General features: G+C 59.5%; 10 protein-coding genes and 1 tRNA gene. 5 read left to right on the top strand and 6 right to left on the bottom strand.

The genetic code is table 11. From position 1 onward, the window contains the following. Positions 1-66: 66 nt before the first annotated feature. Together ASE26_RS07315 and ASE26_RS32035 are read right to left on the bottom strand one after the other, a co-directional pair. Positions 67-828, bottom strand: coding sequence for a hypothetical protein (locus ASE26_RS07315; protein WP_156409894.1), 762 nt, complete (start codon positions 826-828; stop codon positions 67-69). Between the two features lie 3 nt (positions 829-831). After that, entirely contained in the window at positions 832-1,077 is a 246-nt protein-coding gene (locus ASE26_RS32035; RefSeq protein WP_373922406.1) for a DUF4224 domain-containing protein, read from the bottom strand. Between the two features lie 437 nt (positions 1,078-1,514). Here ASE26_RS32035 and ASE26_RS07300 point away from each other — a divergent pair, with 437 nt between their 5' ends. Then, a complete protein-coding gene (locus tag ASE26_RS07300; RefSeq protein ID WP_156409893.1) occupies positions 1,515-1,778 on the top strand; it encodes a hypothetical protein in 264 nt (87 codons plus the stop codon). A gap of 658 nt (positions 1,779-2,436) precedes the next feature. On the opposite strand, the gene ASE26_RS07290 is transcribed toward ASE26_RS07300, so the two are convergent. After that, a tRNA-Ser gene (locus ASE26_RS07290) sits at positions 2,437-2,526 on the bottom strand. A gap of 126 nt (positions 2,527-2,652) precedes the next feature. Here ASE26_RS07290 and ASE26_RS07285 point away from each other — a divergent pair. Then, positions 2,653-3,738 (top strand): M23 family metallopeptidase, encoded by a 1,086-nt coding sequence (locus tag ASE26_RS07285; protein WP_057245868.1) that lies wholly within the window; start codon positions 2,653-2,655, stop codon positions 3,736-3,738. Positions 3,739-3,741: 3 nt separating this feature from the next. Here the strand turns inward: ASE26_RS07285 and ASE26_RS07280 are convergent, their stop codons facing one another. Both ASE26_RS07280 and ASE26_RS07275 read right to left on the bottom strand, forming a co-directional pair. After that, complete coding sequence (locus ASE26_RS07280) at positions 3,742-4,773, bottom strand: LacI family DNA-binding transcriptional regulator (RefSeq protein ID WP_057245866.1); 1,032 nt, start codon at positions 4,771-4,773, stop codon at positions 3,742-3,744. Between the two features lie 53 nt (positions 4,774-4,826). Next, a complete protein-coding gene (locus tag ASE26_RS07275; protein WP_057245864.1) occupies positions 4,827-6,389 on the bottom strand; it encodes a tryptophan halogenase family protein in 1,563 nt (520 codons plus the stop codon). Positions 6,390-6,499: 110 nt separating this feature from the next. Between ASE26_RS07275 and ASE26_RS07270 the strand changes: the two genes are divergently transcribed. The 3 genes from ASE26_RS07270 to ASE26_RS07260 all read left to right on the top strand — a co-directional run bounded on the left by ASE26_RS07270 (position 6,500) and on the right by ASE26_RS07260 (position 11,528). After that, the gene (locus tag ASE26_RS07270; RefSeq protein WP_055934993.1) at positions 6,500-8,860 is read left to right on the top strand and encodes a TonB-dependent receptor; all 2,361 of its coding nucleotides are present in this window, start codon (positions 6,500-6,502) and stop codon (positions 8,858-8,860) included. Between the two features lie 71 nt (positions 8,861-8,931). Beyond that, complete coding sequence (locus tag ASE26_RS07265) at positions 8,932-10,233, top strand: GH1 family beta-glucosidase (protein ID WP_055934990.1); 1,302 nt, start codon at positions 8,932-8,934, stop codon at positions 10,231-10,233. Further along, the gene (locus ASE26_RS07260; protein WP_055934987.1) at positions 10,230-11,528 is read left to right on the top strand and encodes an MFS transporter; all 1,299 of its coding nucleotides are present in this window, start codon (positions 10,230-10,232) and stop codon (positions 11,526-11,528) included. The genes ASE26_RS07265 and ASE26_RS07260 overlap by 4 nt, the downstream gene beginning before the upstream one ends. Here ASE26_RS07260 and ASE26_RS07255 read toward each other — a convergent pair. Then, positions 11,504-12,334 carry an alpha/beta fold hydrolase gene (locus ASE26_RS07255; RefSeq protein ID WP_055934984.1) on the bottom strand — a complete coding sequence of 277 codons (831 nt, stop codon included), beginning with the start codon at positions 12,332-12,334 and terminating at the stop codon, positions 11,504-11,506. The two genes, ASE26_RS07260 and ASE26_RS07255, sit on opposite strands and share 25 nt — an antisense overlap. Positions 12,335-12,338: the final 4 nt, after the last annotated feature.

Raw genomic sequence — 12,338 nt, 5'->3', positions numbered from 1 at the left:
GCTTTTTGGTTTTTGGCTTCTTCGTGGTCATTGCATCGGTCATGGACAATCCCTTTCGGTATTATTTCATGACCCCGGACTCACACGAAAATTCTGACAGGCTCGAGATTCCGAGCCGTTAGGCCGAAGTAAGATGCGAAGGAACTTGTTGGTTTTTCCTTGGCGCACAAGGAGCGCGCCTTCTCGAATGTCCGAATCCTTCATACGCAACACATCTCCAGGGCGCTGGCCTGTTAAGTAATTCAGATCCATTGCATCTTTCAATTCCGGCGCAGCGGCTTCGTAGACTGCGTCCCACACTTCGGAATCTGCATAGAAGTCACGTGGCTGCTCTTTGTTTTTCCGCACGCCCCGGCATGGGTTTTCGCCCTTCAGGTGGCCCCATTCTCGGGCCATGTTGAACACGTGTGACAATAGCGCTATTTCGCGGTTCGCGCGAACTGGCGCCGACCGCGCATCGCGGTATTGGGCAATGTCCTGCGGCCGGATCTCGTTGATTGGTGCAGCATCGAACACCGGCCGTAGCTGGGACAAGCAAAGCATATTCTCGCGCTGGGTGGATGGCTTCTTTTTCGGCAGAATGTCGCGAACGTATTGATCGAACGTATGCTTCATCATCGACGCGTCAACAGGAACCTCGGCGCATTCAAGTTCGGCCCATTTTCGCTTGGCGGCGGCGAGATCTGTCCCGAGTGAAAGCTCCTGGCGTTTCCCATCGTTCGAGTAGCCATTGTAGTAATAGCCTACCCAAACTTTCCCCGACGCCAGGCGCCGGCGTCGAGCGAGCATGCGCGGCGGAAGCTGAAAGCCTGTAGTTTTTGGCCGCATGCTCTACCGTACTTTGCTAGTGTCGAGGTTCCAGCCGCGATCATTCATAGCGATCGCGGTGGGGTTGATTCCTGCCAGCCTCATGCGTGCATAAAGACGCCCTATCACAGGCGAGCCTGCTCTATTTTGGTGGAATACCCATCCATTGCGTTTCAGCCAATCGATCTGGTCGTTCTTGCGTGTACTGCCAGAAATATCGATAAGCTCGTCTGCCGAAAGGGTCTCCGAATGTAGCGGGAGCTCAAACATAGCGCTCATTAGTTCGCTCCCGTTTTCAGGCCGGATTTATCGCAAGTGGCCGGGTGCACATGGAGTGCGATCCAATCGGACCTACGTTCGAGACAAGAAAGGTAACGAGATAGTTGAAGAGGTTGAGGAAACGATCAAAGAATACGAGGACGGTAGCCCCGTGTATAAGAAGCAGCGCACTCAGCGCAAAGTTGTTGACGACAACACTCTACAAATTGCACAGGCATTCCAAAAATGGCTAAACGAGCAGGACTAAGCGCGCCTAGAGAGGACGCGACTCAATGGAAGTGGCACGAAGCCAAATGGAGTTCTGTGCCGGCTTCCATTTTGTGGGGACAAGATCGCCGCATGGAGGCGGAGAACTATCTTGCGAGCGGCTACGGCATTCGGTTGGCAATGAACGCTCGGGTCACCGGAAAGGCTATCTGCAGTGCGTAATGGGACATCCAACGCTTGGGAGACCACAGATCGTTCGATTTGCTTTTGGCTCAAGCGTGCCTGAGATCGCGGCTGCAGATGTGGCGACGTTGGCAGTTCCTCGGCTCGGCAAGAAGATGGAGAACAAGATAGCGGATCTGATGGAAAGCTCTTCGGTTGCGCGAGATAAGGCCGATGAACTTGAGCAGAAGATCGCCCATGAGGCGGAATTGCTAATTGATCAATTCATAGCAGGGGATACCACGTCATTTGTCATCCCCTAATTCATTCTCATCGAACTTTGAAGCGCCCCTCTAGCAGGGGCGTTTTTAATTTCAGAGTTTCAATTGGAAGAACTGCCCCCGCACTTAGCCACAAATCGCGGCAACCCTAAGTACGATATACTGTACGCATGTACAGTATTATCAGACAGCTTCGCAAGAATGGCATTCGCCGCCACGATAGGGATTTCGGAAACGATCCTGGTGTCGCTGGCATGCTCAATCTGATTTACCTGGGAACCCATCCCCGTTTGAGTGTCGAACGGTGGGGGGATCATTCCCAACAAAATAAGCTGCTACCGAGCCTTTTTGATGCGCAATGCGTTTCGTGGCAAGGCATGTTAATGCTTTGGAGAGGCTACCAGCGAGAACATGAGAGAGCGCCAACTTATTTGCAGGAGTGGCATATAACGTTGATCAAGGAGCGGCCCGAGCGCGGTGACATAGGCGAATTTGTCGTTGCGCATTCTGGCGGTGGCGTGAGCCGAGTCGGCGAACTCTAACCTTTGGCAGCAGAATTGAACGGCCCCAGTACCCTAGTTGCGGAAACCGTTTCCGCAACACGTTCAGGAAGTATCCTGTTTGGCGTGCTGGAGGCAATGCAGTTAGGCGGTCCGGAAATGCAAAGATCCTTACGGCTGTAAGGCTCCTTTGAAGGTTTTGGCGGAAGCGGTGAGATTCGAACTCACGAACGGGATTAACCGTCGGCAGTTTTCAAGACTGCTGCCTTCAACCACTCGGCCACGCTTCCAGAGGGCTGGATTATACATTCCCCACGCCAATCACGCCAAGAATCGTGCAGTTCGTCGCAAAGTCCCGCATTTGCTGCCTGCTGCCGGGTAAAGTCGCCTCACTATTAAAACCTTTGGGGGACTGAATGAAATTGCATAACATCGCCTTCACGGCAATGGCCCTGGCAACCGGCATGGCCTGGGCTGATCCGATCAATGTGAGCGTGGCGCCGGCCAAGCCGCTGATTGAGCAGGGCAAGGGCCAGCAACTACTGAACATCGACTTCCTGGTCGAAAATGATAGCCAGGACAAGGTAGAACTGAGTGAAGTCGAAGTTTCCGTGCTGGGCGATGCTGGCAAGCTGGTGGCGCAATACCGTGTAGGCGCCATTGGCCGCAGTGTACTGGTGGTGCCGAACCGCTTTATCGAGCCGGGCAAGTCGGAGCTGGTTTTCAATCCGCTGTTTGCATTCGCTCAGGAGCTAGATATCTCCCGCCTGCGCTATACCTTCAAGTTCGACGTGGGCGATGACACCAAATACACCGTTGAAGTCCCGGTTGCGCCAATCGCCTACAAGCCGAAAGCGCAGCTGCAGCTACCAGTTGCCGGAGCGGTGCTGGTGCACGACGGCCATGATTTCTACGGGCACCACCGCCGCCTGCCTTTGCTTGATCCGATGGCGCAAGCACTGAATTGGAAGCGCAACTTTATGCGCTACAGCTATGACTTTGTCGCCACCGACGACCAAGGCCGCATGTACAAGGGCGACGGCTCGCGCAATGAAGACTGGTATGGCTGGGGAAAACCCATCCTCGCACCGGCTGGCGGTAAAGTGGTTCGTGCAGTTGCCACGATTCCGGACAATTCCAAGGGCAAAGGGCCTTCGTTTGGAAAAGAGCAGTTCATCGCCGACCCGAGCATCATGTGGGGCAACCATGTGGAAATCGACCATGGCAACGGTGAAATCAGCCTGCTGGCCCACATGAAGCAGGGCAGCGTGACGGTCAAGGTGGGCGATACCGTGAAGGTCGGGCAGAAGGTCGGGGAAATGGGTTTTTCCGGTGATGCCTTCCTGGTGCACCTGCATTATGACTTGAAGAATGCACCTGGTTTCGACGCCGATGCGCTGCCTTCACCATTCAATAACTTCGAGCGACTGACCGGCAAGAGCTGGCTCAAGGTCAAGCAAGGACAGGTCGATAGCGGCGACGTGGTGCGCCGCCGTCCGTAAGCACTAGCGGATGCGCCGTGTAGTCTCGCGCACCACCAGCTCCACCGGCGGGATCGTGCCTTCCACTTCTTCGCCGTTGATCAATCCGAGCATGGACTGCACTGCCGTCTGGCCGATCACGTACAGCGGCTGGCGGACGGTGGTCAGCGGCGGGGTGGTGTAGGAGGAGCCGGGCAGGTCATCGAAGCCGACCAGCGAAACGTCGTCCGGTACGCGGATGCCTTTGCGGTACAGGAAAAGGCGCGCGCCGTAGGCCGTCTGGTCATTGACCGCAAAGACCGCAGTGAAGGGATGCTGGCTGTCGTACAGGCGATTCATTGCCATCAGGCCGCCGGCTTCCTGCAGGTTGCCTTCCACGACCAGCGCCGGATCAAAGGGGATATCGGCTTCTTTCAGTGCGCGCTTGTAGCCCGCCAGGCGCTCCACCGAGTCGCGGTTTTCAACCGGGCCTGCCAAGTGGGCGATGCGGCGGTGACCCATTTCGATCAGGTGGCGCACGGCCAGCCAGGCGCCGTGTTCATTATCGAGCGCGAAGCCGATGGCGCGGTTGGTGCGCAGCACGCGGCCCAGCGAAACGACGGGGCGCTGGGCCGCGAAACCCAGCACTGCTGCATCGGTCATGCGGCCTGTCAGGAGGATGATGCCGTCCACTTTGCGCGCCAACAGCAGGCGGATGCGCTCCGCTTCTTCGTCGGCATTCCAGTGGCCGCTGACGATCACCGATGCGTAGCCGGTGCCTTTCAGCCCATCGTCCACACCATGCAGGATCTCGTCGAAGAAGGGCGAGGCGATATCCTGCACCACAATCCCGATCGTCATCGTGCGACCGTGCTTCAGGCTTTGCGCCATCTGGTTGGGGGCGAAATTCAACTCGCTGATCGCGGCCTGCACGGCTTGCCGTTTGTCGTCAGCCACCCTGGCGGTGCCGTTCAAAATGCGCGATACGGTGCTGGGGGAAACTCCCGCGCGGCGGGCGACGTCGGTTAGCGTGGCTGGCGATGGGGTGTTGGCGTGGTCGTTCAAGGGGTTTCTCATTATGAAATGCTTTTCAAGCGGAGATTACCATAGAACTTGGCAGCAGCAAGCGCTCAGCGGTTCACTGTTGCACGAATTGCATGAAAGTCGTTTCTGAAAGCGTTTTCATGCCGGCATAGCTGGCTTACAAAGGCACGGTGGTCGGGCAAATCCGCCACCGCACGGGCTGAAACTTCGGCGATATTGGCGAATTCCTGCCGCGCTGCGTCGGCCATCAGTTCGAGTCCGGGAATGGGCGGCATCGCTTTGGGGAAGTCCATCCCATACAAGATGTACTGCCAGCTGGAGGGCGGGTACATTTCGAAATCAGTCAGGAAATCCATGCGCTGTGGTGGACGGCAGCGCCACATGGCGAGTTTGTCGCGCAGGCTGTCGGTCCAGGTGGCGGGGTCGCAATTGTCGATCCAGAACTGCTCACGGCGCTGGCTCAGGCAGAAGTGCAGTTTGATGAAGTCGACGATGCGGGCATAGCGTTCGCTCATGAACTGGTTGAAGTGGCGCGCCAGCGGGGCCATTTCACCGTTATGCGGGAACAGTGCGCCCAGCATTTGGACCGCCGTTTCCACCAAGCCGATGCCGGACGCCTCCAGTGGTTCGAGGAAGCCGCCCGCAAGGCCGATTGCCACGCAGTTCTTGATCCAATGCTGTTCGCGATAACCGACCTGCATGGGGATCTTGCGCACGTTCAGGCCATTGGAAGCGGGGCCGGCGTAGGCGCGCAGCACTTGTTCGGCGCGTTGGTCGCTGGTGTGGCGGCTCGAATAAACGTAGCCGATGCCGCGCCGTTCCTGCAGGCCGATGTCCCAGGTCCATCCGGCTTCGTGCGCGGTGGAGATGGTGGCGGAGGCGATTGGCGTGTCGGGCGCAGGGTGGGGCACTTGCACGGCCAGCGCTGTATCGCAGAACAGTACGTCGCTCACGCTGTGGAATCGCGAGCCAAGCGCGCCGCCGATCAGCAGGGCGCGGAAACCGGAGCAGTCGATGTACAGGTCGGCCGTGAGTGCGCCGTGCTCGCGGGTTTGGATGCTGGCGATGGCGCCTTCGAGGTCGAGTTGTACGCCTTCGACATGGTCCTGTATATGGCGCACGCCAGATTTGCGGGCGTGTTTGGACAGCAGTGCAGCAAAGCGGGCGGCGTCGAAGTGGTAGGCATAATTCAACGGGCCGTTGTAGTCGCTGTCGCCGGGGCGTTTCGGAGCCCGTTGCGCATCCACCACGCGCTTTTGCATGGTGACTGCTTCGGCGAACGGCGTGTCGCCGGCCAGGCCTTGCAGCCAGTAGGGCAGCAGTTCCGGTGCGCCAGGGCGTTGGCTCGGCATCGAGAACGGATGGAAGTAGTGGTCGGCGCCATACAGCCAGTTCTGGAAGGTGATGCCTTGCTTGAAGGTTGCGCTCGATTCGCGCACGAATTCGGCTTCGGGAATGCCGAGCGCCGCCAGCGTGGCGCGCAGGGACGGGAAGCTGCCTTCTCCTACGCCGATGGCACCGATTTCAGGTGCTTCCACCAGCGTGATTTCCTTGCTGTCGCCGAACATCTTGGCCAGGTAAGCGGCGCACAGCCATCCTGCGCTGCCGCCGCCAACGATGAGTATGCGCCGTGTTGGAATCGGTACCATTTTTGTCGTCTCCTTAAAAAAATTGTTGACTTCTTATTTTTTAAAAATGTACCATGAAAACGTTTTCAAGCAATAAGAAATCGTTTTCACAACAACAACCCGGAGACAACATGAAGTTTTCTGCAATCCAGATCGGGGTGCTGGCCCTGGTCGCGTCCGCCAATAGTGCTACCGCGCAGCAAGCCCCTGCCGCGCCTGCCGCCAACACCGAATCCACCGTCGTGCCGGAAGTGCTGATCACGGCGACCAAACGCACCACTTCGCTGCAAAAGACCCCGGTGGCCGTTACCGCGCTGGATGCCGCGGCGCTTGAAGATGCACACGTGCAAACCATCCAGGACGTGACCAACCTGGTGCCAAGCTTCCAGGCCACCGGCCAGGGCGATCACGGCGTCATCACCATGACCATGCGCGGTATCGGTAACGACTCTGCCAAGACCGAATATGCTGATCCGGAAGTAGCCTTCTTCGTGGACGGCATCTACTCGCCGCGTCCGGAAGGCGCCACCGCGCTGCTGTTCGACGTGGAAGCGATTGAAGTCCTGCGCGGCCCGCAAGGCACGCTGTGGGGCCGCAACTCCACCGTCGGCGCGGTCAATATGCAGACCGTCAAGCCAAAACTGAAAGAATTCTCGGGCAGCGTTTCCGGTGGTATCGGCGATTACGCCCGCCTCGGCGCCCGCGCGGCCCTGAACGTGCCGACCGGCGACAACTCCGCCCTGCGTGTGGCCGTCATCCACGAGCAGCACGACGGATATGTGAAGTACCAGACTTTCCCGAACCTCTCGCTCGCTTCCCAGCAGGCGGCCTTCCTGGCCGGCGGCGGCGATCCTGCCAAGTTCCAGCCGATTAACCCGAACCAGTACGTCGTCAACGGACCGCGCTACAACGCGCAGAACCAGAGCGGTGTGCGCGTGAGCTGGCTGTACCAGCCGACCGATCGCCTGAAGTGGAATATCTCCTATGAGCGCTTCCAGGACCGCGGCACCCCGAACATGAACCTGATGCAGACGCCGCGCGCCGGCCAGGACGAGTGGTCGGCCCTGATCGACACCGCGCCATTCCTGCACCGTAATGTGAACACCTTCCGCAGCCGCCTGGAATACGCTGTGAGCCCGGACATGTCGCTGAGCTATATTGCAGGCCATTCGAAGTTCTCCGGCTCGTCCACCTATGACCAGGACGGCGGACGCGTGCTGCCAACCAGCTTCACCACCGGCGGCGACTACCAGGCCAACAACACCGTCTGGTCGAAATACAGCAGCAACAGCCATGAACTGCAACTGCAATCGGTCGGCCAGAAAGAAGTGGATTGGCAGCTGGGCGCGTATTACGCGGCGGAAGACAATGGCATCCGCTTCGACATCCCGATCATGCACGGCACCCAGCAGGGCAGCGTGGCATGGCAAGGTTCCTTCATCCAGCCGAAAGAAACGGTGGATTCGCGCGCAGTATTCGGCCAGGCCACCTGGAACGTCGGCAGTATGCATTTGACCGGCGGTCTGCGTTATACCTCGGACAAGCGCACCAATGAAGGCGGTAACGGCTATACATGGAACAGCGATCCAGCGGCGCCGCAGGTTCCACTGAGCCCGAGCATCGATCCGACCAAGCCGGGCCAGGGTTACAACCCGAGCGTGCCATCCAACGATGGCCGCTACAAAGGCAGCAAGACCACCGGTCTGGCGCGCCTGAGCTACGACATCGACAAGAACCACATGCTGTACGCCAGCGTCGCTACCGGCTACAAGGCCGGCGGCCTGCAGGACGGCGGCCGTACCTACGATCCGGAGACCCTGACCAACTACGAGATCGGCAGCAAGAGCTCCTTCCTGGGCGGCGCACTGCGCATCAACAATGCGCTGTACTACGAGGACTTCAAGGACTTCCAGTTCAGCTCTCCGGTCACCAATCCGGACGGGTCGCATACCTTCGTCACCAGCAATGTGGACGGCGCCAAGGTGTGGGGCTTCGAGTCGGAAATCCAGGCCAAGCTGTCGCCGGACGACAAGCTGGCGCTGGCGCTGGCTTACACCCATACCAAGCTGGGTTTCCTGATCGCCGGTTCCAACGACTATTCGCTGCCGTTCTGCCCGGACCTGAACTCGAACTGCCTGAACGTCACCGGCAACATCATGCCGCACGCGCCAAAGTTCTCGGCCCACCTGAACTACCAGCACACCTTCCGCCTGGCGAACGGCGACACGCTGGTCCCGCGCGTCTCGGCGCACTACGAAACCAAGTCCGAGCTGTCGATCTTCAATATGGGTCCGGAAGACCAGCAAGCTGCTTACACCAAGTTTGACCTCGGCCTGCGCTACCAGGGACCGAAGCAGTTCTGGGTGGATGCCTTCGTACGTAACGTTGGCGACAAACGCATCAAGACCAGCGCCATGAACGGCGCCAACGTGTGGGTGGCTCAGTACCTGCCTCCACGCACCATCGGTGTTAACGCGGGCATCGACTTCTAAGCCCGTCGCAACGCGGCCTGCCTCGTCCCCCGGGGCAGGCCATCCCTAAGCTTTTACCTGCGAAATCAAGAATGAAAGACACACGCCTGCCGCCCGAATTTCTCTGGGGCGTAGCCACCAGCGCCTTCCAGATCGAGGGCGCCAACCAGGAGGACGGCAAAGGCCTCTCTATCTGGGACGTTTTCTGCAATACGCCCGGCAAGATCAAGGATGGCAGCGACGGCAGCGTCGCCTGCGATCACTACCATCGCTATCGCGAGGACGTCGACATCATCGACTCCCTCGGCGTCGATGCCTACCGCTTCTCCATCGCCTGGTCGCGCGTGCAGCCGGATGGCAAGGGCGCCTGGAATGAAGCCGGCTTCGCCTTCTACGACCGCCTGATCACTGCCTTGCAGGAAAAAGGCAAGCAGGCCTACGTCACGCTGTACCACTGGGATCTGCCGCAGGCCCTGCAGGAAGAGGGCGGCTGGCTGAATCGTGCCACCTGCGAATATTTCGCCGAATACGCGGCTGAAGTGGCGCGCCGCTTCGGTAATCGCGTGGCCAGCATCGCGACGCATAACGAGCCATGGTGCACCGCTAACCTTGGCTACGGCAACGGCCAGTTTGCGCCGGGCGTACGCGACGCCAAGGCCGCCGTCCAGGTTTCGCACCACCTGCTGCTGTCGCACGGCCTGGCAATGAGCGCCATGCGCGCCGTCGGTTCGACGGCGAAGCTGGGCATTGTGCTGAACCAGTGGACCGCCGACCCGGCCACCGATAGCGATGCTGACCGCGCGCTGGCCGAGGTGGAATACGCACGTTCGGTACAATGGTTCATGGACCCAATTTTCAAAGGCCGCTATCCGGAACTGGCGCTGCGCCACCACGGCGCCAATGCCCCGCAAATCGAGGCGGGAGACATGGCCGCCATCCACCAGGCGATCGACTTCCTTGGCGTGAACTACTACTTCCGCGCTTTCTGCAGCGCCGAAGATCCGCCGCGCACGCCGCCGCTGGAAAACGGCCGCACCGAAATGGGCTGGGAAATTTATCCGCAGGGGTTGACCGAATTGCTGCTCAAGCTGAAGGGCGAGTATGAGCTGCCGCCGATCTACATCACCGAGAACGGCATGGCCAGCAGCACGCCGGACCACGACGAGGAGCGAATTTCCTTCATCTCGCGCCACCTCGATGCATTGGCCAGCGCCATGGAGCAAGGCGTCGATGTGCAAGGCTACTTCATGTGGAGCCTGCTCGATAACTTCGAATGGGATTCCGGCTACGCCAAGCGCTTCGGCATCGTCCATGTCGATTACGCCACGCAAAAGCGCACGCTGAAGGACAGCGCGCATTGGTACCGCGAGTTGGTCAAGGTGCAGCGCTCATGAACCGCTCGCCGCTGCAGTGGGTGCCCACCGGCTACTTCGCAATGGCGATGGGCTATATGATGCTGACCAGCGTCACGTCCATCATGTTCAAGAACCTGGGCATGGACAATGGCCGCGCGGCGCAGTATTCGAGCATGCTGATCCTGGCCTACACCATCAAGCCCTTGTTCGCTCCGGTGGTGGAAATGTACCGCACCAAGAAGTTCTTCGTGCTGGTCACCCAGTTGCTGCTTGGCCTGGGCTTCGGCGCAGTGGCCCTGGTGATGGGCATGCCGGGCTCGATGGCGTTGATGATGGCGCTGTTCTGGATCATGTCCTTCATCGGGGCCACCATGGACATCGCCAGCGACGGCGTCTACGTCACCTCGCTCAGTTCGCGCAGCCAGTCGCTGTACTGCGGCGTGCAAAGCCTGAGCTGGAACATTGGTCCGGTGGTGGCTTCCGGCGTGCTGGTCTACCTGAGCGGCCGCCTGCATTCCGACTATGGCATGGACTGGCTTGGCGCCTGGCGCATTGTCTTCGTTGCCGTGGCGATCCTGCTGCTGGCGATTACGGCCTGGCACTGGCGCGCGATGCCGGATGGCGCGCGTGCGGCCGATACACCGGAAAACCTGGCGCAAGCGGGCTTCATCCTGCGCGACGCCTTCAAGACCTTCTTTGAAAAGCGCGGCGTGTGGACCATGGTGGCCTTCGCACTGCTGTATCGCGTGTCGATTGGCCTGCTGGAAAAGATCGGTCCCTTCTTCATGGTGGACCCGGTCGAGAAGGGCGGGCTTGGCATGTCGAACGAACTGCTCGGCATCGTCTATGGCACATACGGCCTGCTGGCTGTACTGGCAGGTTCCCTGATCGGCGGCTGGTACGTGGCAAAGCGCGGACTGAAACCGGTGCTGTTCACGCTGTGCTGCGTGCTGAACATCCCGATCGCCACCTTCCTGCTGATGGCGATCTTCCAGCCATCGAACCTGTGGGTGATCGGCGCCGGCGTGGTGGTGGAGAAGTTCTCCTTCGGCTTCGGTTCTGTGGGCTTCATGATCTACCTGATGCAACAGCTCGCCCCCGGCAAATACACCACCACCCACTACGCCTTCGGCACCGGCTTGATGGGGATGTGCGGCATGTTGACCGGCATGGTCAGCGGCCACCTGCAGGAGGCCATGGGCTATGTCAGCTATTTCTGGCTGGTGATGGCGGCGACTGTGCCATCCTTCGTTGTGACCTGGTACGCGCCTTTCCATCATGAAGAAGCGCGTACCACGGCTGAACCGGATCAGGTGCAGCGCAAGGCCGGCTGACGCTTGCTGTCGCGGGCGCTGATCACGTCGTGGATAGCGTTGACCACCACTTCGGGATTAGCCTGCTGCATCTGGTGATCGGAATCCACGATCACCTTGCAGGATTTCGGGTACATGTTCTTGACCATGGTGCGGGTCTGCTCGTCCTCATTGACAGTGCCCAGGTCGACCGCTACCGCGCCGGCTGACTTGGGCACGTTGAACAGGCGCACGATCGGGATCTCGTCGTTCCACGGCATCGCCAGCACGGCCTGGCCGGTGCTGTGGATCTGGTCGACTTCCGCTTCCATCGCCGAATTCAGGAACAGGTACTTGGCCATACGCGTCATGAAAGGAAAGTCCTCCGGCTTTTTGATGATGCCGGGGTAGACCGCGTCGACCAGCACCACGCCCTGGACTTCCTGCGGATAGGCGCGCGCATACAACTGCATGTACAGGCCGCCGAGGGAATGGCCAACCAGGACATAGGGCGGCTGCAAGCCTTGCTGCTGCAACAGCTGGCGTAGTTCTTCAACCACGGTTTTGCCGTTGCGCGGCGTGGATGGTTTGTCGCTCTTGCCGTAGCCCGGGCGGTTGTAGGCGAACACGGTCGCCTCTTTGGCCACTTCCAGGATCACCTTGTCCCATTTGTCGAGGGTGATGCGCGAACCATTTTCGAAGACCACGGTGGCCGGGGCGCCGGGCTTGGTGATCTTCAGGACCTCAATCTTATGGCCGGAAAAATCCTGCAGCACGGCTTCGCTATGCGCTTGGGCGCTTGCCAGCGCCAGTGCCAGCGCAGGCAGGGTGCAACGGTTCAAAGGCATGCAT

Origin of the sequence: Duganella sp. Root198D2, assembly GCF_001428585.1 — a bacterium.
In the GTDB taxonomy this organism is placed as follows: domain Bacteria; phylum Pseudomonadota; class Gammaproteobacteria; order Burkholderiales; family Burkholderiaceae_D; genus Rugamonas.
Note: the sequence above shows the minus strand (reverse complement) of the source record. Positions and strands in the feature narration are given on the sequence as shown.